Here is a 23,075-nt window from a genome sequence, read left to right on the forward strand (position 1 = left end):
GGCGGTGGCGGTGCGGGCTCGTTCCCGGGAGCTGGCTCCCAGACCCCCCGGGCTTCGCCCGAAGCGCGGTTAGAGGCGGCGAAGTTCATCGAGCACTCTCATCAGGATTCGAGGGTCGGGGCGGTCGGGCTGCTCGGTGCGGGTCGTCTCCTCGATCAGTCCGTGCTGGAACAGGTCCTCCAGGAGGATCTGGACGACGCGGAAGGGCAGGTCGATCTCCGAGGCGAGGTCGGCGGGGGTGGACGGCCGCGCGCAGAGCTCCAGCAGCCGCCGGTGCTCGCGGGACAGCCACACCCGCTCGCCGGGCGTCCGGCCGGTGGCGACCAGGATCGTCACCAGGTCGATGACGATCCCCCGGGGACGGGTGCGCCCCCGGGTCATCGCGTACGGCCGGACGATCGGGCCCGCGTCCTGCCCGACCCAGCGCTCTCTGGGAGTCTCCACGGCGGCCTCAGCCTCAGCCCGAGGCGCCCGTACGCAGCGTCGGATCCTGGCCCTCGGCGGCGGCGCGCGGCGAGGTCGCCAGGTGCCGCCGGACCCGCTTGATCAGCATGGTCGTCTCGTAGGCGACGAGCCCGGCGTTGCCGCCCGCGTCGCTCAGCACCGCCAGGCAGCTCCCGTTGCCGGCCGGCATGACGAAGAACAGCAGGCCGTCGAGCTCGACGACCGTCTGCCGCACCTGCTTGGCCTTGAAGTGCTCGCGGGCGCCGTTGGCGAGGCTGTGGAACCCCGACGACAGCGCCGCGAGGAACTCGGCGTCCTTGCGGGTGACGCCGCTCGACGCGCCCATCACCAGGCCGTCCCTGGACAGCAGGACGGCCTGATGGACCTCACCGACCCGCTGCACCAGGTCTTCGAGCAGCCAGTCGAGCTCGCCGGACGCGTGGCCCTGCTGCGTCATCGTTCCCCCCATTCATCGCGTGGACCGGGTTCTTCCGGTTCGTCGTCCATGACCCTGCCGCGCAACCATCCCGACTGTAGTGAGGACATCAGGGCGCGGCTGAGTTCCGGGCTGGGCTCGTCGAAGTCGTCGTCCGGCGCGGCGACCTCGGCGGGCTCGGCGCGCTCGGGGGCGGGCCCCCGGCGCAACTGCGGGGCGAGGCTGCGCTGGCGGACGCGCCGCGGCAGCCTGCCGGTGACCTCGCTGGACTCCGCCTCGACCGGCTGGTCGTCCCCGGCGGGCGGCCGGGGGCGGTTCCCGTGCGACCCGTACGAGTCGTAGGGGTCGGACGCGCCCGTCTGGTCGAACGCCACGGCGTGCTGCTCGAACGCGACGGCGGGCGGGTCGAGCGAGGGAGTCCGCTCGTACTGGGGTGTGTCGTATGCGGGCGTGTCGTATGCGGGCGTGTCGTACTGCGCGTCGTACTGCGGCGCGGGCTCCTCGTATGGAGCGGGGTTGTCGTCGAACCACGGCGCGGGCTGGTCGAGCGTGGGCGACGGCGACGTCACGATCGGCGGCGCTCCGGACGGCGGCCCATCCTGCGGGTCCTCCAGCATGTCGTCCGGTTGTGGCCGCGCGATCGGGGCCGGGATCGCCGGGCGGGCGGGGCGGCCGAGCCGCTGCCGCCCGTCGGCGGTGGCCATGGCGGCGACCATCGTGCGGGCCGTGCCCGGGATCGAGCCGCGCGCCAGGTCGTCGTCCAGCGTGACCAGCGCGTGCGGGATGAGCACGACCGCGGTCGTGCCGCCGTACGCGGACGGCTGCAGCGACACCTTGACGCCGTGCCTCGCGGCCAGCCGCGCGACGACGAACAGCCCGAGCCGCTCGGTGTCGATCAGGTCGAACTCGCCGCCGCCCTCCAGCCGGAGGTTGAGCTGGTCCAGCTCGTCGGGGTGCAGGCCGATGCCGCGGTCGATGATCTCGACCGCGAGGCCGTTGGCGACCGTCTCGATCTTGACCGTCACCTCGGTGGTGGGCGGGGAGAACACGGCCGCGTTCTCGATCAGCTCGGCGAGCAGGTGGATGATGTCGGCGACGACGTCTCCGGTCACCGCGACCGCGGCGGTGCCGCTGAGCTCCACCCGCGTGTAGTCCTCGATCTCGGCGACGGCGGCGCGGACCACGTCCTCGGCGGCGACCGGATGGTCCCAGGCCCGGACGGTCGGCGACCCGGCGAGGATGACCAGGCCCTCGGCGTGCCGGCGCATGCGGGTGGTGAGGTGGTCCAGGCGGAACAGGTCGTCGAGCTCCTCTGGCCCCGCGGCCCGCCGCTCCATCTGGTCGAGCAGCCTGAGCTGGCGGTGCAGCAGCGACTGGCTCCGCCACGACAGGTTGATGAACACCCGGTTGATGCTCGCGCGCAGGTCGGACTCGGCGACGGCGGTGGCGACCGCGGTGCGCTGGACGGTGCCGAACGCCTCGCCGACCAGGGCGACCTCCTTCGTCCGTCCGGTCACCGGTGCCGGCGACTCGGCCTCCACGTCCACCTGCTCGCCGCGGCGCAGTCTGGCCACGACCCGCGGCAGCCGCTCGTTCGCCAGCCGCTGCGCGGACTCCTGCAGCTCGCGCAGCTCGGCGCTGAGCCGCCGCGCGAACAGCAGCGACAGGATCACCGACGCGACCACGCCGAGCAGCCCGACCACGCCGATCACGAAGAACTGGAGCATGATCCGGCGGCCGGCGGGCTTGACATCGGTGTTGTTCACCACGGACTCCGCCTTCGCGGCGTCCCTCGCCCAGGCCGGGCGCAGCGCGTCGATCGCGGCGCGCCACTCGGCCGGGTCGGGGACGATGCCGTTGTTCACGACATTGTTCTCCAGAGTCGTATATGCAGTGAACTCCCCCGAGTTCGCCAGATCGTACATGATTTGCTCGATCTCGCCCGAGGACTGCGCGCGGCCGAGTTCGAAGTACTGGATCCGGGCCTCCGACCATGCGGCGAAGGCCGCGCGGTTGCTCGCGCTCATCTGCCCTTCGGGCAGCGAGGACAGCAGCGCGTGCTCGCGCAGCATGAACTCGCGGGCCCAGAAGTTGTGCAGCAGCGCGGTCGTGTGCAGGTAGACGGTCCGGTCGTCGATGCTCACCAGGGTGGTCAGCAGCCGGATCGTGATGTCGGCGACCTGGCTGTACCCCTCGATCGCGCCGAGCGGGGTGGTGCCGCCGATGCCGACCCGCTCCCGCAGGGTGATCAGGTGGTTGTAGGCGTCGCTGAGCTTGCGCACCCGCGTTTCCATCGTGTCGTCCATCGCGCCCCGGGTGTCGGACGACAGGGCCTGCTTGCGGAACGCGGCCACCGCCGCGTCGGTCTTGGCCACCAGGTCGCCGAAGCGCTGCCGGTCCGCGATCTTGAAGCGGAAGAGGAACTGGACGGCGGCGGCCCGCTCCTCCTGCAGCGTCTCGGTCACCTGCGTGGCCGGCACCGCGACGTTGTTGTACACGGTCGAGAAGTCGAAGCGCTGGAGCGCGTTGGACACCGTGACGGAGGCCGGGATGCCCCACTGCACGAACAGCGCGGTCAGCGGCACCGCGAGCAGCAGCGCGATCCTGCGCCAGATCGGATAGGTGCGCCGACGCCCGCGCAGCGTGCCCGCTGCCTCCGACTTCCCCACTGGTCACTCCCATGCGTATATCGGTCATCACCGAAGTGCACGGAGCCTATAGACGCTGACGTGCGGAAAGCCAGAGGCGATACCGATTTAGGACAAGTCGGGGCGTTCCGGTGTGCGTACCGCGACGCCGCGCTCACTTTCCGAATTCGGCCGAGGCCGATGTTGGCCGAAGTTATGTGAGAGATGTGACTTGTTGTGCGAAATGTCGTCGTGCAAGGCTGCGGCATGCTTCGTCCCCCCACCAACGGAGACCGAGTCATGCGCAGAGCCGCGCTCGCAACGTTTCTCGGGCTGTCTCTCGCCGCGACCACGCTGGCGGCAGCCCAGGCCCAGGCCGCACCGAACAATCCGGTGCTCGCCGACCTGGTGACGCTGAAGAACGTCCGTCACCACCAGAACAACCTGCAGAAGATCTCCGACGCCAACGGCGGCAACCGCGCCGCCGGACTTCCCGGCAACGTGATCACTGTGAAGTACCTTGCGGACCAGCTCAAACGGGCCGGATACAGCCCGACGGTCCAGCAGTTCGCGTTCGATTTCTGGCAGGAGGTCTCCGAACCGGCCTTCGCCCAGACGGCGCCCGCGCCCAAGACGTTCACGCCGGGGACCGACTTCCAGACCCTGCAGTACTCGGGCGCCGGCAACGTCACCGCCGCCGCGAGCCCCGTCGACCCGGGCGCGACCGGCCTGGGCAGCGGGTGCGAGGCCGACGACTTCGCCGGCTTCCCCACGGGCAACATCGCGCTGATCCAGCGCGGCGGGTGCTTCTTCTCGGTCAAGGCCGACAACGCGGTCGCCGCGGGCGCGAGCGCCGTCGTGATCTACCAGCTCCCCGACCAGCCCGGCCCGGTGGCGGGCACGCTCACCAAGCCGTACGGCATCCCGGTGGTCGGCCCGACCAACGCCGTCGGCAAGGCCCTGGTCGAGCAGGCGCAGAACGGCGGCGTGACGCTGAACGTCAAGACCGACACGTTCACCGAGAAGCGCACGGCCGCCAACGTCATCGCCGACACCCCGCGCGGCAACCCCGACAACGTCGTGGTCCTCGGCGGGCACAACGACAGCGTCCTCGAAGGCCCCGGCATCAACGACAACGGGTCGGGCATCGCGGCGCTGCTGGAGATGGCCAAGCAGATCAACAAGCTCAAGGCGAAGCAGCTCCGCAACAAGGTGCGGTTCGCGTTCTGGGGTGCCGAGGAAGAAGGCCTGCTCGGATCCCAGTACTACGTGGACAACCTCCCCGAGGCCGAGCGGAACAAGATCGCGCTGAACCTCAACTTCGACATGATCGGGTCGCCGAACTTCGTGCGGTTCGTCTACGACGGCGACAACAGCACGGGCGGCAGCACCGTCCCGCCGCCCGCGGGCTCCGGCGCGATCGAGAAGGCGTTCCACGACTACTTCGCGAGCAAGAAGCTGGCCAGCGACCAGTCGGCGTTCAACGGGCGGTCGGACTACAACGCCTTCATCACCGTGGGCATCCCCGCAGGCGGCCTGTTCACCGGCGCGGAGGGCATCAAGACGGCCGAGCAGGCCAAGGTGTACGGCGGCGAGGCCGGCAAGGCCTACGACCCGTGCTACCACTCCGAGTGCGACACCTACGGCAACGTCGACCTCAAGGGCTTCGACCAGATGATCGACGCGGCCGCGGCGGTCACCCAGGGGTTCGCCCTCAGCACCCTGACGGTCAACGGCAACGAGTTCGCCCGGCGCCAGGCGCCCGCCAAGCGCACCCTGCCTGACCACCTCGGTCACTACGCGACCCGGTAACCGGGCCGGATCGGCTTGAGGGACGCGCCCGCCACCCGCAGGGTGCGTCCCTCATCCTTTTTCCCAGCGCTTTTCAGCGCGGCGGCAGGGTCTCGGCGATCGCGCGCAGCGCCGGACGCGGATCGCCGCCCGGCTCGGTCAGCACCTGGACGGCCACCTGGTCGGCGCCCGCGTCCAGATGGCCGGTCAGCCGCGCCGCCACGGCCGCCGCGTCGCCGTGCGCGGTGACCGCGTCCACGAGCGCGTCGCTGCCGCCGTCCGCCACGTCGGCATCGGTGAAGCCGAGCCGCTTGAAGCTGGCGACGTAGTTCCCCAGCGGGAGATAGCGCGCGAGCGTCCGCCGGCCCAGCGCGCGGGCGCGGGCGGGATCGGAGTCGACCACGACCTTCTGCTCCGGGACGAGGAGCGGCTCGCCGCCCAGCACCTCCCGCGCGTGCCGCGTGTGCTCGGGTGTGGTCAGGTACGGGTGCGCGCCCGCCGTGCGCTCCGCCGCCAGCCGCAGCGCCTTCGGCCCCAGCGCGGCGAGCACCCGCCCCTCCGCCGGGACGTTCCCGGCGTCCAGGTCGTCGAGGTAGCGGACGATCGTCTCGTACGGGCTGCGGTACTCCCGCGTCCGCTCAGGATGGCCGATCCCGACGCCGAGCAGGAACCGCCCGCCGTGCGCGTCGTTGAGCCGGTGGTAGGACGCCGCGACCTCCTCGGCCGGCGTCTTCCACATGTTCACGATCCCGGTCGCCACGACGATGCGGTCGGTCGCGGCCAGCAGTCGTCCGACGTCGTCCAGGTCCCCGGAGGGCGAGGCGCCGACCCAGATCGCGCCGTAGCCGAGGTCCTCGACGTCCTTGGCCAGCGCCGGGTCGAGCTGGTTCCACGGGCGCCAGATACCGAGGCGCCCCAGTTGGGTCTTGGTCATGTGCAGCCCTAACACCTCGTCCGGTCGTTTCATGCCGTCGTACCCACCTGCCAGGATGACCCCATGACCGACCGTCCTCCAGCCCCCACCCACCGCCATTCAGAGGACGAGCTCCGCTCGACGGATCGGCCCCGCCTGCTGCTCCTGGACGGCCACTCCCTGGCCTACCGGGCGTTCTACGCGCTGCCCGTCGAGAACTTCAGCACCACCGCGGGCCAGCCGACGAACGTCGTGTACGGGTTCGCGAACATGCTGGCCAACGCGCTGCGCGACGAGCGCCCGACGCACGCGGCCGTCGCGTTCGACGTGTCGCGCCGCACGTTCCGCACCGAGGCGTTCCCCGAGTACAAGGCCGGGCGGGCGAAGTCGCCGGACGAGTTCGGCAGCCAGCTGGAGATCCTGGACCGGTTCCTGGCCGCGATGAGCATGCCCGTCCTGCGGGCGCCCGGCTACGAGGCCGACGACGTCATCGCGTCCCTCACCGTCCGGGCCGAGGCGGACGGGCTCCAGGTGCTGATCGTCACCGGCGACCGGGACGTGCTTCAGCTCGTCAGCGAGAACGTCACCGTCCTCTACTTCTACCGGACGGCGTCGGAGATGATCCGCTACACGCCCGCCGCCGTGCAGGAGAAGTACGGCCTGACCCCGGCGCAGTACCCGGACTTCGCGGCGCTGCGCGGCGACCCGTCCGACAACCTGCCGAGCATCCCCGGCATCGGCGAGAAGACCGCCGCGAAGTGGGTGCGCGAGTTCGGCTCCCTCGCCGCGCTGCTGGACCGCGCCGGCGAGGTGAAGGGCAAGGCGGGCGAGAAGCTGCGCGCGGCGGCCGACACCGTGCGGCTGAACCGGCGGCTGACCGAGCTCGTCCGCGACCTGGACCTTCCGGTCGATCTCGGCGACCTCCGGCGGCGGCCCTACGACCTGTCCGCGTTCACGTCCCTGCTGGACGAGCTGGAGTTCCGCAACGCCAGCCTCCGCCAGCGCCTCTTCGCCGCCGATCCCGGCGGCGGGCGCCCGGCCGAGGCCGCCGAACCGGAGACGATCGAGGGCCGCGAGCTGGAGCCGGGCGAGCTGGCGCCCTGGCTGGCGGCCCGCGCGACCGGGCTGACCGGGCTCGCCGCCGACTGCACGTGGGAGCGCGGCGCGGGCGACATCACCCGGATCGCCCTCGCCACCGGCGACGACCATGCCGCGTCGTTCGAGCCGTCCCGGCTCACCGAGGACGACGAGCGCGCCTTCGCGGAATGGCTGGCGGATCCCGGCCGTCCGAAGGCGCTCCACGATGTGAAGTCGCTGCTGCGCGTCATCGGCGAGCGCGGCTGGCGCCTCGACGGCGTCGCCACCGACACCGCGTTGGCCGCCTACCTCCTCCTGCCGGGCCTCGCCGCCTACGGGATCGCCGACCTCGCCGGGCGCCACCTGGGCCGCCGCCCGTCCGCCGAGGGCGCGGCCGGGCTGATGCTGAACGCCCGCGCCGTCCTCGACCTGGCCGGGAAGTTCGCCGCCGACCTCGCCTCCACCGGCATGGACGAGGTGCTCCGCGACGTCGAGCTGCCGCTGTCCGGCCTGCTCGCCCGCGCGGAGCGGGCGGGCGTCCACGTCGACGCCGGCCTGCTGGACGAACTGGAGAAGCACTTCGCCGCCGCGATGCAGCGCGCCGCCGACGACGCCGCCGACATCGCCGGGCACCCCTTCAACCCGGGCTCGACCAAGCAGCTCCAGGAGGTGCTGTTCGGCGAGCTGGGGCTGCCGAAGACCAAGAAGATCAAGTCCGGGCACTCCACCGACGTGGACGCGCTGACCTGGCTCGCCACCCAGACCGACAACGGCCTCCCGGAGATCCTGCTGCGGCACCGCGACCAGGCGCGGCTGCGCACGACCGTGGCCGGGCTGATCCGGGAGATCGGCGTGGACGGCCGGATCCACACCACGTTCCAGCAGACGGTCGCGGCCACCGGGCGGCTCTCGTCCATCGAGCCGAACCTCCAGGTCATCCCCATCCGGACGGAGGAGGGCCGGCGCATCCGCCGCGCGTTCCTGCCCGGACCCGGGTACGAGTCGCTGATGACCGCCGACTACGGCCAGCTCGAACTGCGCGTCATGGCGCACCTGTCGCAGGACCCGACGCTGCTGGCCGCGTTCGAGTCCGGTGAGGACCTGCACACCTCGATGGCGGCGCAGGTGTTCCGCGTCGCGCCGGAGGCCGTCACCCCGGAGATGCGCCGCAAGATCAAGGCGATGTCGTACGGGCTCGCATACGGGCTGTCGGCGTTCGGGCTGGCCAAGCAGCTCGGCATCCCGATGGGGGAGGCGCGCCCGCTGATGGACGCCTACTTCGAGCGGCTCGGCGGCGTCCGCGACTACCTCGACCACGTCGTCGCCGAGGCCCGCGCCACCGGCTACACCCGGACGCTCCTCGGCCGCCGCCGCTACCTCCCGCACCTGACCAGCGACAACCGGCAGCGCCGCGAGACCGCCGAGCGGATGGCGCTGAACGCGCCGGTGCAGGGCTCCGCCGCCGACATCGTCAAGATCGCTATGCTTCGGGTGGACGGGGCGCTGACCGCCGCCGGGCTCCGCAGCCGCCTGCTCCTCCAGGTCCACGACGAGGTCGTCCTGGAGGTCGCGCCGGGGGAGCGGGACGCGGTGGAGGAGATCGTCCGCGACCGGATGACCACCGCGTATCCGCTGTCGGTCGGGCTGGACGTCGCGATCGGCACGGGCCCAGACTGGGACGCCGCCGCCCATTGACGATCGAGCCCGCCCCGCCGGGCAGGGCCATCCCGGGGAGGGAAACCGATGGACATCGACATGATCGTGGAGATCCCGCGAGGATCGCGGAACAAGTACGAGATGGACCACCGGCTCGGCCGCATCCGGCTGGACCGGATGCTGTTCACCTCGACCCAGTACCCGGCCGACTACGGCTACATCCCGGACACGCTCGCCGAGGACGGCGACCCGCTGGACGTGATGGTGCTGCTGGAGGAACCCACCTTCCCCGGCTGCGAGATCACCGTCCGCAGCGTCGGGGTGTTCTGGATGCACGACGAGGGCGGGCCCGACGCCAAGATCCTCACGGTCCCGGCGCGGGACGTCCGCTACCGCGAGATCCGCGACCTGCGGGACGTGCACGAGCACATCCTCGACGAGATCGGACACTTCTTCGACATCTACAAGAGCCTGGAACCGGGCAAGGGCTCCGACGTGCGGGGCTGGCAGGACAAGCAGATCGCCGAGCGGACGATCACCGAGGCCGCCGAACGCGCCAGGAGCAGGCCAGCAGAAACGCCCCGGTGAGCGCGGCCATCCCGGCCACCACGACGAGCGCGCCGGACGCGTCCGGAAGCACGAGCACGGCCGCGACCAGCGCGGTGCAGGAGCCGCCGGCGATCAGCGGCGGCAGGTGACGCGCCGCGCCGCCGTGCGCGCCGGCGGCGTCCGCGCCGAGCAGCAGCGCCGTCGCCAGCAGCCCGGTGGCGGCCGCCGCCGGGACGCCCGGGTCCCACACCGCGCAGGCGGCCACGACAACGGCCGTGGCCGCCGCCGTGGGGCCGGGCCGGAAGCGGATCACGAGTGCCGCCCCGAGACCCGGTGCCCGAACGACCCGACGACGACGTCCAGCGGTTCGCCGGGCGCCCACGGCACCACGGGCACGCCGAGATCGGCGAGCCCGTGCCGGAGCGCCCGCCGGTCGAGCCGCCACAGGCGCAGGGACAGCTCCAGGTACTCCGCGCGCCCGCCGCCCGGCGGCTCCCGGTCGAGCGTGTCGATGACGACGACGGGCGTGCCGCGGCGGCGGAGGTCCTGGACGGTGCGCACCGCGCGGTCGTCGAGCAGCGGCGAGAACACGATCACCAGCGCGCCGGGCGGCAGTGCCGTCCGGGGCACCCGGCGGAGGTCGGAGGTGGCGCCGCCGCCCGCGTCCCGGGCGTCCATGACGGCCTCGGCGAGCCGGTAGAAGTGGTGCTCGCCCTGGCCGGGCGCCAGCCAGCGCAGGGCGCCGCCGAACGCGACGATCCCCACCCGGTCGCCGCCGCGCAGGTAGGCCGTCGCCACGGCCGCCGCGCCGCGCACGGCGCGGTCGATCAGCGTCCCGCCAGGTTCGCCGAGGTCGGTGTAGGCGTCCAGGGCGAGGACCACCTCGGCCTGCCGCTGGTCGGCGCGGGTCGTGACGTGCAGCCGTCCGCGCAGCCCGCTGGCCTTCCAGTTCACGTCCCGCGCCCGGTCGCCCGGCAGGTAGGGGCGGATGCCGGCGAACTCCGTCCCGGACCCGGCGGCGCGGGCGGCGTGGTCGCCGAGCCGCCGCAGCAGGTCCACCGGCACGAGCCGGGGACGGACGGGCGGCCCGGCGGGATAGACGCTGATCTCGCCGAGCGGCATCGCCGTCCTGGCCTGGCCGGCGCGGTAGCGGCTGCGGCAGTCCACGACGAGCGCGGGCAGCGTGTGGCGGCCCCAGTACCGGGGCCGCACGGCGAACTCGGCCCGCGCGGTCCCGGCCGCGTGGTCCTCCGTGTAGGCAGTGAGCTCGACGCCGAACGCGGGCACCGGGGCCAGGCGGAGCGCGATCTCGTCGACCGGGCCGCCGGCGTCGGCGGCGACGGTGATCTCGATGGCGCCGTCCTCGAAGCACCGCCGGGGGCGCTCCGAGACCCGGACGGCGACGGCGTCCGGACGCCGCGCGGCGAGGCCCGCGGCGAGCACCCCGACCGGCGGGGCGGCCAGGAGCAGCAGGTTCGGGCGGGACAGCAGCAGCGCCGCCAGGGCCGCCAGCACGGCGAGCGTGGCGAGGGCGTGCGCGACGGGCGCGGGCCGCCATGCCAGGGCGAGCGCGTCCGGCGAGCCCGCGGCGGGTGGGGGCTCATGCGGGCAGGTCCGCGGCGCGCGGCACGGGGACCCGGCCGAGGATCTCGGTGACGATGTCCTCGCCGCCGACCCCCCGGACCCACATCTCCGGCTGGAGCACGAGCCGGTGCGCGAGCGCCGGGACCGCGACGGCCTTCACGTCCTCCGGCAGCACGTGATCGCGGTCCGCGAGCAGCGCATGCGCCCGCGCCACCTGGACGAGCCCCAGCGTCGCCCGCGAGCTCGCCCCGACCGTCACCTTGGAGTGCTCGCGCGTAGCGGCCGAGAGCGCGACCGCGTACCGGACGATCGCCTCGTCGACGTGCACCCGCTCGACGCACTCGCGCATGGCGAGCACGTCGTGCGGCCCCGCCAGCGTGCGCAGGGCGGGCGGGGCCGCGCCGCGGGCCAGCCGCCGGGAGATCATCTCGCTCTCCTGGGCGGAGCTGAGGTAGCCGAGCCGGATCCGCAGCGCGAACCGGTCGAGCTGCGCCTCCGGCAGCGGATAGTGCCCTCGTACTCGATCGGGTTGTCGGTGGCCAGCACGATGAAGGGGCGGGGCAGCGGACGGGTCTCCCCGTCCGCGCTGACCTGCCGCTCCTCCATGGCCTCCAGCAGCGCGGCCTGGGTCTTCGGAGGCGTCCGGTTGATCTCGTCCGCCAGCAGGAACTGCGTGAACACCGGGCCGGGCCGGAACACCACGTCGGACGTGCGGGGATCGTAGACGGCCGCGCCGGTCAGGTCGGCGGGCAGCATGTCCGGTGTGAACTGGACGCGCGCGAACTCCAGCCCGAGGACGGCGGCGAACGTCCTGGCCAGCAGCGTCTTGCCGAGCCCCGGCAGGTCCTCGATCAGCACGTGGCCGGACGCGAGGATCCCCGTCATCACCTGCTCGACCGCGGCGCGCTTGCCGACGACGGCCTTCTCGACCTCATCGAGCACGTCCCGGCAGCGCGCCGCCGCGGCGGCGGGCGAGTCGATCGTCAGTCGTTCGGCCACAGTTCCTCCAGTCGGTTCACGACGGTTCGCAGGCCGGCGAGGTCGGGGCCGGGCGCGGCGGTGCCGGCGGGGCGCGGACGGTCCGGGTCGATGAACGGCCACACGTCGTCGCCGACCAGTTCCCTGGCCCGCGCGGGTTCGCGGTGGACGTCGACGCCGTGGCGCTCGGCCAGCGCGGCGGCGAACAGCCGCACGAGCAGCGGTCTGGTCACCGAGCCGAAGTGCCGGGGCGACACCTGCGACCACGACACGGCCTCGCGGACCCGCCGGTACGAGGGGTACTCCCGAAGCTCGTCCGGTTCGTCCGGGGCGCGGGCGGCCCGGCGGGGCGGGAGCGCGGCGGGCATCGCCGCCCGGGCGGCGACCAGCCCGAGGACCGCCAGCCCGGCCGCCGCGACGACCAGGCCCGCCGTCCCGGCGGCGACGTAGGCGGCGGCGAGACCGCACCCGGCGGCCCCCGCGAGCGCGGCGGCCCTCATGCCCGGCTCCGGGCGCGGAGCGACTCCAGCGCGGCCAGCGCCTCCGCGCGGTGCCGCTCGGTCACCGGGTGGACGCTGTAGCGGGCCTCGCGGAACAGGGCGGTGAGCGTGGCCGCGGCGGCGAGCCCGTCCAGCCCGGAGCCGGAGGCGCGGGCCAGCACCTCGGCCGGGGTGTCGCTGTCGCGCGGGGCGGCGCCCGCCTCCGCCAGGACGCCCTCCATCGCGGTGTAGCAGGCGATCACGGCGGCCCGCGCGTCGTCGCCCGCCCGCAGCGCCCGGCTCCCGACCGCGACCGCCTCCTCGAACCGGTCCGGCGGAGGCGGCACGGCGGGGACGGGGAGCCTGTTCCGGAGGCGCCGGACGACGGCCCAGACCGCCACGGCGGTCACGGCGAGCACGAGGACGGCCGGGACCGCCACCCCGAGGATCGTCACCGGGTCGAACGGGTCCCACGGCTCCGGCTCCCGCTCCGGCAGCTCCTCCACCCTCGGGAGGATGATCACGGGCTCGGCCTCGGTCCTGGCGAACGCGACGGCCAGCAGCACGATCGGCAGCCCCACGACGAGGAGCACGAAGGCCGCCGCCCGGACCTTCGTCCAGCGGGCGAACACCGGCTCGCGCGGCCCGTCGCGGGGCCGGCGTAAGGCGGCGGCCACCAGCACGGCGGCGACCGCCTCCAGCACCGCGAACGCGATCAGCGACGGCGTCGAGGGCCGGTGCACGGACAGATCCCGCCACAGGTCGGCGAGCCCTCGCACCCCGAACGCGCCCGCCGCGAGGAGGAGCGCCGCCGCGCCCGCCCTGCCGAACTCCCGGCGGGTCGGCCGGTGGAGGGGAGCCATACGCCATTGTGCGCACGGCCCCGCCCCGGCTTGATCAAGTATGGCCGCCCCCGGCCAGAAGCCGCCGCCCGGCTCGGGGAGGTTTACGGGGACGGGCGGGCGGCGCACATCTCAGGGGTGAGCTCCTGGAGTGACGGCGAACCGGTCGTGATCGTCGGCGCCGGGCCGGTCGGCCTGGTCACCGCGCTGCTGCTGGCCCGGCACGGCGTGCCGAGCGTGGTGCTGGAGGCCGCGGCGCGGCGCGACCCGTCCGGGTCCAAGGCCATCTGCTTCCAGCGGGACGTCCTCGACGTCCTCGACCGGGTCGGCTGCGCCGAGCGGATGATCGCCCGCGGCGTGACCTGGACGACCGGCCGCACCTACTACCGGGACCACGAGCTGTTCTCCGTCACGTTCCCCGAGGCCGGGCGGAGCGCCGTGCCGCCGTGGCTCAACATCTCGCAGGCGGAGGTCGAGGCGCACCTGCGCGACCTCGCCGACGCCGAGCCGCTCGCCGACGTCCGGTACGGGCGGCCCGTGACCGGGCTCCGCCAGGACGAGCGCGGCGTTGAGGTGGACGCGGGCGAGCCCGTCCGCGGCACCCACGCGGTCGGCGCGGACGGCGGGCACAGCACCGTCCGGCGGCTGCTCGGCATCCCCTTCCCCGGGCGCACGTTCGCCGACAGGTTCCTCATCTGCGACATCCGGGCCGAGCTGCCGTTCCCGAGCGAGCGGCGGTTCTTCTTCGACCCCGAGTGGAACCCCGGGCGGCAGGTCCTCGTCCACCAGTGCCCGGACGGGACGTGGCGCATCGACTGGCAGGTGCCCGCCGACCACGACCTCGACGCCGAGCGCGCGTCCGGGGCGCTGGACGCCCGCATCCGGAAGATCGTCGGGGACGTCCCGTACGAGGTCGTGTGGTCGAGCGTGTACCGGTTCCACGAGCGGCGCGCCGCGACGTTCGCGTCCGGCCGCGCGTTCCTCGCCGGGGACGCCGCCCACCTGTACGCGCCGTTCGGCGCCCGCGGCCTGAACTCGGGCGTGCAGGACGCGGAGAACCTCGCGTGGAAGCTCGCGTTCGTCCGGCGCGGGTGGGCACCTGAGGAGCTGCTGCGCAGCTACGACACCGAGCGGCGGGCGGCGGCGGGGGAGAACCTCCGCGTCACGACCCGGACGATGGAGTTCCTCGTCCCGCACACGCCCGGGCAGCGGGCCCGCCGCCTGGAGCTGCTGGAGAAGGCCAGGGCGGACCCCGGCGCCCACAAGAGCATCGACTCGGGCCGCCTCGCCGAGCCGTTCTGGTACCTGGACTCGCCGCTGACGACGCCGTCCGGCCCCCTCGACGGCTTCCCGCGCGAGCCGGGGGCCGTCCGCCCGCCGGTGCCGGGCGTGCTCTGCCAGGACGGCCCGTGCGCGGTGTCCGGCGAGCCCACCCGGCTGCGGCGCCTGCTCGGCACCGCGTTCGTCGTCCTGACCGCGAAGCGGCACCCGGCGGAGCTCACGACCGATGTCCCGCACCGCGTGCACGCGCTGGACGACATCGACACCGAAGGCGTTCTGCGGGAGGCGTTGCGGGCCGGGCCGGACACCGTCCACGTCATCCGCCCGGACGGGCACCTCGCCGGCGTGCTCCCGTCCTACGATCCCGCCGCCGTCGCAGGGGTCCTTGACAGGGCCTGTGGCCGTCCGGTGTAGCGTCGGTCATCCCCGCGAAGGAGGAGCCGCATGACGACGGACGATGCCGGACGCCCAACCCATATGGACATGGACAGGCCCCTTTCGGCGCGGGTGTGGGACTACTGGCTCGGCGGCAAGGACCACTACGAGGTCGACCGGCAGGCCGGGGAGCGGGTCGCGCGGCAGGTGCCGGGAATCGTCGCGGCGGCGCGGACCGACCGGCTGTTCCTCGGCCGCTGCGTCCGGCACCTCGCGGGCGAGGAGGGGATCCGCCAGTTCCTCGACATCGGCACCGGGCTGCCGACCGTCGACAACACGCACGAGATCGCGCAGCGGGTCGCGCCGGAGTCCCGCGTCGTCTACGTCGACAACGACCCGCTCGTGCTCGTCCACGCGCGGGCCCTGCTCACCAGCGCGCCGGGCGGCGCCACCGACTACGTCGACGCGGACGTCCGCGACCCGGACCGCGTCCTCGCCGAGGCCGCCGCGACCCTGGACCTCGGCAGGCCGGTCGGGCTGATGATGCTCGCCCTGCTCCACCTCATCACCGACGACGACGAGGTGCGGAGCATCCTGGCGCGGCTGGTCGGGGCGCTGGCGCCGGGGAGCTTCGTGGCGCTGTCGCACGCCTGCCTGGACGTGGACGCCACCCGCACCGCCATGAGCGCCTGGAACGAGAGCGGCACCCCGCACCCCATCAAGGCCAGGACCTCCAAGGAGATCGAGGCTCTCTTCGACGGCCTGGACCTGCTGGAGCCGGGGGTCGTGTCGTGCTCGCGGTGGCGTCCCGAGCCGAACCCCTGGGGCGAGCCGCAGGAGACCATGACCTTTTGTGGAGTGGCCAGAAAACTTCCGGGGTGACGGCGTTCGGTGGAGGATCGGGGAACATCCGATCTTCCGTGGAGGCCGTCGCGTGGCGCACATCGACCTGGACGACGCCGTCCCCGGCCTGCCGTCCCTGCTCAGATACCGGCCCGAGACGGCGGGCCCGCTCAGCGCGCTCGCGGAGGCGCTGCTGCGCGGCCCGAGCCCGCTGGAGCGCGGCGAGCGGGAGCTGATCGCGTCGTACGTGTCGGAGCTGAACGGGTGCCGCTTCTGCGCCGGGTCCCATGGTGCGTGCGCCGCCGCGCAGCTGGACGGCGGTATGACGCTCGTCCAGCAGGTCCACGCCGACCCGTCTACAGCGCCCGTCAGCGAGAAGCTCAGGGCCCTGCTCGGGATCGCCGCCGCCGTCCAGCGCGGCGGCCGGGAGGTCGGCGCCGAGCACATCGCCGCGGCCCGCGCGGCGGGCGCCGGCGACGTCGAGATCCACGACACCGTGCTCGTCGCCGCCGCGTTCTGCATGTACAACCGCTACGTGGACGGCCTCGGCACCAGCCTCCCGCCCGACCCGTCCGCCTACGCCCACGCGGCCGAACGCCTCGTCGCCCACGGCTACACGGGCCCGCGCGGCCCTGGCGGCCCTGGCGGCCCGCCAAGTGATCAGGGGCGGCGGTAGATGGTGATGGAGTGCCCGACCTCGTCGACCGGCTCGCTCGTCGCGATCAGCGGGGTCAGCCGCGGGTCCGACTTGGCGATCCAGCTGTCGGACACCACCAGCAGCCCGCGCACCCGCCCGGGCGGCACGGCGAGCGGGTCGGACGCGCGGATGCCGTAGTACGACGGCACGCCGCTGCCCTTGTAGGCGAGCCACACCCGCTCGCCCGGGTACCGGTCCCGGAGCCGGTCGGCGAGACGGCCGAGGTCCTGGCCCCAGTCGGCGTTGGAGTCGTGCAGGCGCAGATGGGTCTTGGACGGGCCGCCGAACGCCTCGTTGGAGTAGGGGAGGTAGAACGGGTACGCCCGCAGCGAGCTGACGGCGACGAACAGCACGAGCGCGCCCGTCACGGCGAGCGTCCACCGCCCGCGGAGCGCGGCAGCCGCGCCCGCCGCCACCGCCAGGAACATCGGAACGGCGATGGCGTACCGGACGCCGAGATCGCGCGAGCCCGCCATCGCCGCGCCCAGCACCACGGCGGCGGGCAGGAGCACGTAGGGCGCGGCAGGGCGAAGCCGCCGCACCGCGCACAGCGCGACGGTCCCGATCACCCACAGCGCGAGCATCCCCAGCGGCGTCTTCACCAGCAGAGCGGCCGGGAGGTAGTACCAGCGGGAGCCGACGTAGACCTCGCCGAACAGGAACCCCGTCCAGCGCAGGTCCTCGAAGCCGAACTGGATGCGCATGCCGTCGCGGAACGGCGCCGGGAAGGGCATCCAGGCGGCGGCGAGGCCGCGCAGCCCGCCCACGTCCGGGATGCCCGGGGGCGGCGCCCAGCGGAGCCGCGGGTCCACGGCCAGGTAGGACGCCCACACCACCGCGACCGCCACCAGCCCGGCCCCGGCCGCCCACGCGACGCCGTCCACGATGCGCCGTCCAGAGCGGCCGCGCGCGGACCAGACCGAGAGCGCCGCCAGCCCCAGCAGCACCGGGACGGCCGGCAGCGCGCTCATCTTCGTGGCGACCGCCGCGCCGAGAGCCGCCCCGGCGAGCGGGAGGCAGAGCCGCGGACGCTCCCGCGCCCGCCACAGGAGCCACGCCGACGTGAGCAGGAACCCGGCCATCGGCACGTCGAGCGTGGCCAGCGACCCGTGCGCGATGACGTCGGGGGAGAACGCGTACAGGGCGAGCGCGACGAGCCCGCCGCCGGAGCCGGTGAGGTCGCGGGCGAAGGCGAAGACGACCAGCCCGAACAGCAGCGTCAGGACGATCACCGGCAGCCGCGCCGCCAGGAGCAGCCCCTGCGCGTCGTTGCCGGACTCGTACAGCAGCCGCCGACCGGCGGCCTGCTGGTCGCCGCCGGACGCCGGGCCGGTGCGCGGCCCGGTGAGCAGCGCCCCGGCGCCGATGAGCAGCTTGCCGAGCGGCGGATGCTCCGCGTTCGGCCGGAGATCGTGCTCCTTCAGGTAGCTCACGCCCGCGGCCACGTACACCGGCTCGTCGATCGTCGGGGTCTGCCGCACCGCCGTGGACACCATCGCGAAGGCCATCCCCGCCAGCAGCGCCGCCACGACGAGGGCGACCGCCCACCGCCGGTGACGGCGCGCCACCCCTCGCCTCACCCGCCGAACGCGGTCAGGAACCGGTCGCGGAAGGCGCTCATCGGCCAGACCGGGCCGTCCTTCGCCGGGCGGAGGCCGTCCTGCCAGCCCCATCCGGAGATCCTGTCCAGGACGGCGCCGTCCTTGGCGACGATCGTGATCGGCACGTCGCGTCCCGCGTCGGGGCCCGTGATCAGCGGCGCGGGCTCGTGGTCGCCGAGGAAGACGAGCACGAGATCGTCGCCGCCGTAGGTCTCCACGTACGAGACGAGCGTGTTCAGCGTGTACTCGATCGACCTGCGGTACTCGGTGCGGACGCGCCCGCCGGTGGGCCACGCCGCGTCGTAGCCCTTGCCCATGCCGGTGAACACCGACCCGTCGCCGACCTGGTCCCATCCCACGAGCCGGGGGACGGACGCCCACGGCGCATGGCTCGACACCAGGGCCGTCTCCGCCATCACGGGAGCGCGGTCCTTCTTGGCGAGCTCGGTGCGCTGCATGACCGACAGCGTGTACTGGTCGGGCATGGTCGCGAAGCTGAAGCGCGGCCCCCGGTACCCGAGGTTGCGGTTGTCGTAGACCTTGTCGTAGCCGAAGAACTCCCCTTCGGGCCAGGCGCGCGTGATCGCGGGCATGAGCGCGACCGTCCGGGAGCCCGCGCGGCCGAACGCCCGGTTGAGGGTGAACCGGTCGCTGTTGACGAGCGTCCGGTACCGCTGCGAGTTGTCGACCCGCAGCCCGGACAGCAGCGTCGCGTGCGCGAGCCAGCTCCCGCCGCCCGCCGTCGGCGAGGTGAGCCAGCCGCTGCGCGCACCGAACCCGGCGCCGCGGAGCCGCCGCGTCCCGGCGTCGAGGACGGCGCCGACCTGCGGCGCGTACTGCGGGTCCTCCACCGCCGTGCGCCCGTAGCTCTCCACGAACGCGAGCACGACGTCCTTGCCGCGCAGGCCCGCCAGCAGCCTGTCGCCGGGCGTGTCGCGGAACGCGTCGACGGCGGCGGCCTTGGCGAACTCCTCCCGGTCGTTCAGGCTGTCCCGGACCTGCCGCGCGTGCTCGTAGGCGAGGACGGCGTCGCTGCGCGCCGCGACCGGCACCCCGTCCACGAACCGCACCCCGAACGCCGCGCACACGACCCAGACCACCCCCAGGACGGCCGCCGCCCACGCCGCCGCCCTGCCATGCCGGACGGCGACGCGGCCGAGCCGCAGCGCCGACAGCGCCATGAGCACCACCACGCCCACGATCAGCACGACGACCGCGGCCACGGCGCCGATCGCCCCGGCCCGTCCCGCCGACCCCCCGACGAACTCCACGGCCGGACGCAGCAGCGGCCAGTCCAGCACCAGGTCGAACGGCCGGACCAGCACCGCGTCGAAGCCGATGTCCATGACCTTCAGGACGGTCAGCACGCCCAGCAGCCCGCCCGCCGCCAGGGCCACGGACCGCCGCGCCCGCTCCGGTACCGCGAGGATCAGCGCGACCCCCGCGATCCCCTCCACCGGGACGCGCACGAACGCCGCCGGGGTGAGGTGCCCGAACTCGTCCGGCAGGACGAGCGCGGCCAGCACGAACAGGAACGCCGCGACGGTGCCCGCCCGCGCCGCGGCGCGCCGCCACCGGCGCGGGCCGTCGATGGTCTCGGCGTCCTCGGCGGTCCCGTCTCGTTCCGCTTCGTCCCGCTCCGCGCGGCTGTCGGTGGTCAGCGCGTCCTCCCCAGTCGGTCCCGGCCGCCGCCCGGCGGCACCCAACAGCACGGGCGCCGCGCGGCCGCCGGTTCAACGCTTCCACCGACCACCGGGCGGGGCCATCACCCCTTCCGGAGCGCCTCGGCGAAATCTCCTTCCAAAATTTTCTCGTGCGGATGTCGAGGACGTGGGCACGGCTCCGACCAACTGATGAGCGGCGCCGGAGGGGCGCCCGATAGGAGGCACCGACATGAGCAAGGTCACCTGCGACATCGCGATCTCCGTGGACGGCTTCGCCGCCGGCCCGAACCAGCGCGTGGACGAGCCGATCGGCGACCGCGGCGAGCTGCTGCACCGCTGGATGTTCGAGGAGGCCGAGGCCGAGGCCAACGCCGAGGTCATCGAGGCCATCGTGGACGCGGGCGCGTTCATCATGGGCCGCAACATGTTCACCGCCGGGCGCGGCGAGTGGGACCTGGAGTGGAACGGCTACTGGGGCGAGGAGCCGCCCTACCACGCCCCGGTGTTCGTCCTGACCCACTACCCGCGCGAGCCGGTGCCGATGAAGGGCGGCACCACGTTCCACTTCGTCACCGACGGGATCGAGGCGGCGCTCGCCCGCGCGCGGGAGGCGGCGGGGGACCGGAACGTCGCGGTCTGCGGCGGCGCGCAGACGGTGAACCAGTACCTGGCGGCCGGGCTGATCGACGAGCTGCGCCTGCACATCGCGCCGATGGTCCTCGGCGACGGCGCGCGGCTGTTCGAGGGGGTCGGCGACATCGGCCTCGAACAGACCGCCGTGTCGCACAGCGGCCTCGTCACGCACATCACCTACCAGGTCTCCGCCCCGCGCGGATGACGCCCCGCCGGCGTGGACCAATGAGCCGCATCGCCGACAAGACAGGGGAAGTCAGGGGGTTCCCGGACGAGTAGCGCGGCGGTTGCGGATTGCGACATCGCCCATGTCGCCTATCATGGCGGCTCCCGGATCCCGTCAATCCGGCAGCGTCGTACAAACCCGCCAACGGGGCGCGGGCACGACGGAGGGCGCGGTCGCCCCTTCGTCTCCTTCGCTCTCGACCACGATGACGTTGGAGCTGTCACCCGCATGACCAGGCAAGAGACCGCGCCCCCCGCGCCCCCCACCGCCCTCGACGACGTCAAGGGCTGGTTCCCCAAGATCGACCAGATGCTGTTCACCTGGTTCCTGGAGCGCCAGGAGCGCCTCGGGCAGACCGGTGACCTGGTGGAGCTCGGCTCCTACCTCGGCAAGAGCGCGATCCTCATGGGCCGCCACCGCCGCCCGGAGGAGACCTTCACCGTCTGCGACCTCTTCGACTCCGAGGCCCCGGACGACTCCAACCAGGCCGAGATGAACGGCTCGTACGCCAGCCTGACCCGCACCGCCTTCGAGGCGAACTACCGCGCCTTCCACGACCGGCTGCCGGAGATCATCCAGGCGCCGACCTCGGTGATCCTGGACCATGTCGAACCCGAGAGCTGCCGGTTCGTGCACGTCGACGCGTCCCACCTCTACGAGCATGTGCGCGGCGACATCCAGGCGGCGCGGGTCATGCTGCCCGACACGGGCGTCATCGTGTGCGACGACTACCGGTCCGAGCACACCCCAGGCGTGGCCGCCGCCGTCTGGGAGGCGGTGGCCGTGAGCGGCCTGCGCCCGGTCTGCGTCACCACGCAGAAGCTCTACGGCACCTGGGGCGACGCCGACACGCTGCAGGACGACCTCCTGGAGTGGCTCGGAGGCCAGGACAACGTCTGGCACGAGATCCAGCGGGTCGCCGGGCGCCGCCTCATCCGCGTCAAGGGCAGGTGGGCGGCGTCGGGGGAGGTCCAGCGGCTGAAGGACCGGCTCGCCAGGTCGCAGGAGAAGGCGGCCCGCCTGGAGGACCGCCTCGCCCGCACCCGGGCGGAGCTCGCCGACGTCCGCGGCTCGGTCAGCTTCAAGGTCGGCCGGTCGTTCACCGCGCTGCCGAGGGTCGTCCGCCGCCGGAACCCCGGTTCGTGAGCTGCCCCTGGGGCGCGGGCTACTCGTCGGCGAACGAGCAGTCGGGCGGGCTGTCCGGCGGCTCGAAGCCACCGGACGGCAGCTGGAGCGGCGCGTCCTTCACCGTGTAGCCCTTCAGCCATTTCCCGAACGGGCCGGGGCTGTTCTCGCTGAACGGCGCCGGCCCGGTCCCCATCTGCTGGCACTGCGGGAACACGACGCCCCACGAGAACCCCATCCGGTCGAACCGGTGGCCGCGCGGCGACTGGTAGAACGTCAGGTTCGCGCGCTTCTGGTTCGGCGGGATGTCGTGCGCGTCGTCCTGCCGGATCCCGGACACGACCGCCACCGGCCCGGACGCCATCACGTAGTCGACCTTGATCCAGCCCCAGTGGTGCTTGGGCGGCCCGCCGGGGACGTCCGGCGCGTAGTGGTCGAACTTCACCGTCCCGCGCGCGGCGCCCATGACCATCTTGCCGCCGACGATCTTCCACGGCCCGCCGTGCGCGTCCACGATGAACCGCCGGTACGGGTACTCGGGGTCGCCCGGGTACTTGAGCCACGCGTCCCCGGTCACGTGGGCCTCCCGGGCCGCCCGCGGCGCCCCGGCCTTCGGCGGAGCGCCGTCGTCCGCCGCCGCGCTCGCGACCGCGACCGTGCTCGCCCCCGCCGCCGTCACGACCGCGCCGAGCGCGGCGAGCCCGGCGGCCAGTGCACGTCCATTCCGCGACATGTGGATCCCTTCCGCGGACGTCCTTCGTCCGCCTCCCACACGGTCGCAGCGGCCCGCCGGGCCGATCTTCCCCCGCGCGGCGGAGCCCGCTGGCCCGCGGGAGGGAGATGTCACAGCGCGGCGCGCGCCACCTCCCGCTCCAGGTTGTCGAGGACCAGCTCGATGACGACGTCGTGCTGCCGCCGGATCATCAGCGGCCACATCAGCCGGAACAGCCCGCCGGTGCGGCCTTTGAGCTCGTGGCGGACGAGCGTCCCGCCGTCGCGCTCGATCAGGGTGAAGCCGTGCCCCTCGCTGAGCTGCTTGCCGGTGTCGAACCAGAGCCTGCGGCCGGGCTCCACCGTCTGGACGCGGTAGCGCAGCGAGGAGTGCTCGACCGGGGCGCCGGGGGCGAGCCCCTCGGGCAGCCGGAAGGTTCCGCTCCCCTCCGGCCACAGCCTGTCGTCCTCGGAACCGATCGCGGCGAGCAGTTCCCAGATCCGATCGGGCTCGGCGCGGATGAAGCGTTCGTGCATGTTGTA

22 protein-coding genes are annotated in these 23,075 nt (G+C 73.5%); 8 read left to right on the top strand and 14 right to left on the bottom strand.

Annotated elements, in window-relative coordinates; genetic code table 11:
- Positions 1-69: 69 nt before the first annotated feature.
- Genes E1264_RS10725 through E1264_RS10735 form a run of 3 tightly spaced genes read right to left on the bottom strand, consistent with a single transcriptional unit; the run spans position 70 to position 3,549 of the window.
- Complete coding sequence (locus E1264_RS10725) at positions 70-444, bottom strand: DUF742 domain-containing protein (protein WP_132172184.1); 375 nt, start codon at positions 442-444, stop codon at positions 70-72.
- Between the two features lie 13 nt (positions 445-457).
- A complete protein-coding gene (locus E1264_RS10730) occupies positions 458-901 on the bottom strand; it encodes a roadblock/LC7 domain-containing protein (RefSeq protein ID WP_132172186.1) in 444 nt (147 codons plus the stop codon).
- Entirely contained in the window at positions 898-3,549 is a 2,652-nt protein-coding gene (locus E1264_RS10735; RefSeq protein ID WP_132172188.1) for a nitrate- and nitrite sensing domain-containing protein, read from the bottom strand. Before E1264_RS10735 ends, E1264_RS10730 begins: the two co-directional genes overlap by 4 nt.
- Positions 3,550-3,807: 258 nt before the next feature.
- Here E1264_RS10735 and E1264_RS10740 point away from each other — a divergent pair, with 258 nt between their 5' ends.
- On the top strand, positions 3,808-5,319 hold the full coding sequence (locus E1264_RS10740) for a M20/M25/M40 family metallo-hydrolase (RefSeq protein ID WP_132172190.1): 1,512 nt from the start codon (positions 3,808-3,810) through the stop codon (positions 5,317-5,319).
- Positions 5,320-5,392: 73 nt separating this feature from the next.
- Here E1264_RS10740 and E1264_RS10745 read toward each other — a convergent pair whose 3' ends face one another.
- A complete protein-coding gene (locus E1264_RS10745; protein WP_132172192.1) occupies positions 5,393-6,232 on the bottom strand; it encodes an LLM class F420-dependent oxidoreductase in 840 nt (279 codons plus the stop codon).
- A gap of 63 nt (positions 6,233-6,295) precedes the next feature.
- Between E1264_RS10745 and polA the strand changes: the two genes are divergently transcribed.
- Together polA and E1264_RS10755 are read left to right on the top strand one after the other, a co-directional pair.
- Positions 6,296-8,983, top strand: a complete 2,688-nt coding sequence (gene polA, locus E1264_RS10750) for a DNA polymerase I (RefSeq protein ID WP_132172194.1) — start codon at positions 6,296-6,298, stop codon at positions 8,981-8,983.
- A gap of 48 nt (positions 8,984-9,031) precedes the next feature.
- Positions 9,032-9,532 carry an inorganic diphosphatase gene (locus E1264_RS10755; RefSeq protein WP_132172196.1) on the top strand — a complete coding sequence of 167 codons (501 nt, stop codon included), beginning with the start codon at positions 9,032-9,034 and terminating at the stop codon, positions 9,530-9,532.
- Here the strand turns inward: E1264_RS10755 and E1264_RS10760 are convergent.
- From E1264_RS10760 to E1264_RS10780, 6 genes are all read right to left on the bottom strand, one after another.
- Entirely contained in the window at positions 9,480-9,806 is a 327-nt protein-coding gene (locus E1264_RS10760) for a hypothetical protein (protein WP_132172198.1), read from the bottom strand. The genes E1264_RS10755 and E1264_RS10760 overlap by 53 nt on opposite strands.
- Entirely contained in the window at positions 9,803-11,008 is a 1,206-nt protein-coding gene (locus E1264_RS10765; RefSeq protein WP_132172200.1) for a DUF58 domain-containing protein, read from the bottom strand. Before E1264_RS10765 ends, E1264_RS10760 begins: the two co-directional genes overlap by 4 nt.
- 85 nt (positions 11,009-11,093) lie before the next feature.
- Positions 11,094-11,504, bottom strand: a complete 411-nt coding sequence (locus E1264_RS45220) for a MoxR family ATPase (protein WP_243710856.1) — start codon at positions 11,502-11,504, stop codon at positions 11,094-11,096.
- A complete protein-coding gene (locus tag E1264_RS45225) occupies positions 11,501-12,076 on the bottom strand; it encodes an AAA family ATPase (RefSeq protein WP_243710857.1) in 576 nt (191 codons plus the stop codon). The genes E1264_RS45220 and E1264_RS45225 overlap by 4 nt, the downstream gene beginning before the upstream one ends.
- Positions 12,061-12,555 (bottom strand): hypothetical protein, encoded by a 495-nt coding sequence (locus E1264_RS10775; protein WP_132172202.1) that lies wholly within the window; start codon positions 12,553-12,555, stop codon positions 12,061-12,063. The genes E1264_RS45225 and E1264_RS10775 overlap by 16 nt, the downstream gene beginning before the upstream one ends.
- Entirely contained in the window at positions 12,552-13,397 is an 846-nt protein-coding gene (locus E1264_RS10780) for a DUF4129 domain-containing protein (RefSeq protein ID WP_132172204.1), read from the bottom strand. The genes E1264_RS10775 and E1264_RS10780 overlap by 4 nt, the downstream gene beginning before the upstream one ends.
- Positions 13,398-13,514: 117 nt before the next feature.
- On the opposite strand from E1264_RS10780, the gene E1264_RS10785 reads away from it, so the two are divergent.
- Genes E1264_RS10785 through E1264_RS10795 form a run of 3 tightly spaced genes read left to right on the top strand, consistent with a single transcriptional unit; the run spans position 13,515 to position 16,551 of the window.
- The gene (locus E1264_RS10785; protein ID WP_132172206.1) at positions 13,515-15,071 is read left to right on the top strand and encodes an FAD-dependent monooxygenase; all 1,557 of its coding nucleotides are present in this window, start codon (positions 13,515-13,517) and stop codon (positions 15,069-15,071) included.
- Between the two features lie 30 nt (positions 15,072-15,101).
- Entirely contained in the window at positions 15,102-15,914 is an 813-nt protein-coding gene (locus tag E1264_RS10790) for an SAM-dependent methyltransferase (protein ID WP_132172208.1), read from the top strand.
- 52 nt (positions 15,915-15,966) lie between these two features.
- Positions 15,967-16,551, top strand: a complete 585-nt coding sequence (locus E1264_RS10795; RefSeq protein WP_132172210.1) for a peroxidase-related enzyme — start codon at positions 15,967-15,969, stop codon at positions 16,549-16,551.
- Here the strand turns inward: E1264_RS10795 and E1264_RS10800 are convergent.
- Complete coding sequence (locus E1264_RS10800; RefSeq protein WP_207935843.1) at positions 16,536-18,140, bottom strand: phospholipid carrier-dependent glycosyltransferase; 1,605 nt, start codon at positions 18,138-18,140, stop codon at positions 16,536-16,538. The genes E1264_RS10795 and E1264_RS10800 overlap by 16 nt on opposite strands.
- 8 nt (positions 18,141-18,148) lie before the next feature.
- Positions 18,149-19,885, bottom strand: coding sequence for a sulfatase (locus E1264_RS10805; protein WP_165964117.1), 1,737 nt, complete (start codon positions 19,883-19,885; stop codon positions 18,149-18,151).
- 181 nt (positions 19,886-20,066) lie between these two features.
- Between E1264_RS10805 and E1264_RS10810 the strand changes: the two genes are divergently transcribed.
- Together E1264_RS10810 and E1264_RS10815 are read left to right on the top strand one after the other, a co-directional pair.
- Positions 20,067-20,675 (top strand): dihydrofolate reductase family protein, encoded by a 609-nt coding sequence (locus tag E1264_RS10810; RefSeq protein WP_132172214.1) that lies wholly within the window; start codon positions 20,067-20,069, stop codon positions 20,673-20,675.
- Between the two features lie 249 nt (positions 20,676-20,924).
- Positions 20,925-21,842, top strand: a complete 918-nt coding sequence (locus tag E1264_RS10815; RefSeq protein ID WP_132172216.1) for a class I SAM-dependent methyltransferase — start codon at positions 20,925-20,927, stop codon at positions 21,840-21,842.
- A 19-nt stretch (positions 21,843-21,861) separates the two neighbouring features.
- On the opposite strand, the gene E1264_RS10820 is transcribed toward E1264_RS10815, so the two are convergent.
- A complete protein-coding gene (locus E1264_RS10820) occupies positions 21,862-22,554 on the bottom strand; it encodes a hypothetical protein (RefSeq protein ID WP_132172218.1) in 693 nt (230 codons plus the stop codon).
- A 110-nt stretch (positions 22,555-22,664) separates the two neighbouring features.
- The gene (locus tag E1264_RS10825; RefSeq protein ID WP_132172220.1) at positions 22,665-23,069 is read right to left on the bottom strand and encodes an SRPBCC family protein; all 405 of its coding nucleotides are present in this window, start codon (positions 23,067-23,069) and stop codon (positions 22,665-22,667) included.
- Positions 23,070-23,075 lie beyond the last annotated feature (6 nt).

The organism is Actinomadura sp. KC216 (assembly GCF_004348535.1).
GTDB lineage: Bacteria > Actinomycetota > Actinomycetes > Streptosporangiales > Streptosporangiaceae > Spirillospora.

What these genes read in the sequence shown, in the direction of transcription:
- E1264_RS10775 (WP_132172202.1), bottom strand. Translation starts at nt 12,555, where the DNA reads ATGAGGGCCGCCGCGCTCGCGGGGGCCGCCGGGTGCGGTCTCGCCGCC.
- E1264_RS10815 (WP_132172216.1), top strand. Translation starts at nt 20,925, where the DNA reads ATGACCAGGCAAGAGACCGCGCCCCCCGCGCCCCCCACCGCCCTCGAC.
- E1264_RS10810 (WP_132172214.1), top strand. Translation starts at nt 20,067, where the DNA reads ATGAGCAAGGTCACCTGCGACATCGCGATCTCCGTGGACGGCTTCGCC.
- E1264_RS10790 (WP_132172208.1), top strand. Translation starts at nt 15,102, where the DNA reads ATGACGACGGACGATGCCGGACGCCCAACCCATATGGACATGGACAGG.
- E1264_RS10730 (WP_132172186.1), bottom strand. Translation starts at nt 901, where the DNA reads ATGACGCAGCAGGGCCACGCGTCCGGCGAGCTCGACTGGCTGCTCGAA.
- E1264_RS10780 (WP_132172204.1), bottom strand. Translation starts at nt 13,397, where the DNA reads ATGGCTCCCCTCCACCGGCCGACCCGCCGGGAGTTCGGCAGGGCGGGC.
- E1264_RS10820 (WP_132172218.1), bottom strand. Translation starts at nt 22,554, where the DNA reads ATGTCGCGGAATGGACGTGCACTGGCCGCCGGGCTCGCCGCGCTCGGC.
- polA (WP_132172194.1), top strand. Translation starts at nt 6,296, where the DNA reads ATGACCGACCGTCCTCCAGCCCCCACCCACCGCCATTCAGAGGACGAG.
- E1264_RS10755 (WP_132172196.1), top strand. Translation starts at nt 9,032, where the DNA reads ATGGACATCGACATGATCGTGGAGATCCCGCGAGGATCGCGGAACAAG.
- E1264_RS45220 (WP_243710856.1), bottom strand. Translation starts at nt 11,504, where the DNA reads ATGATCTCCCGGCGGCTGGCCCGCGGCGCGGCCCCGCCCGCCCTGCGC.
- E1264_RS10740 (WP_132172190.1), top strand. Translation starts at nt 3,808, where the DNA reads ATGCGCAGAGCCGCGCTCGCAACGTTTCTCGGGCTGTCTCTCGCCGCG.
- E1264_RS10745 (WP_132172192.1), bottom strand. Translation starts at nt 6,232, where the DNA reads ATGACCAAGACCCAACTGGGGCGCCTCGGTATCTGGCGCCCGTGGAAC.
- E1264_RS10825 (WP_132172220.1), bottom strand. Translation starts at nt 23,069, where the DNA reads ATGCACGAACGCTTCATCCGCGCCGAGCCCGATCGGATCTGGGAACTG.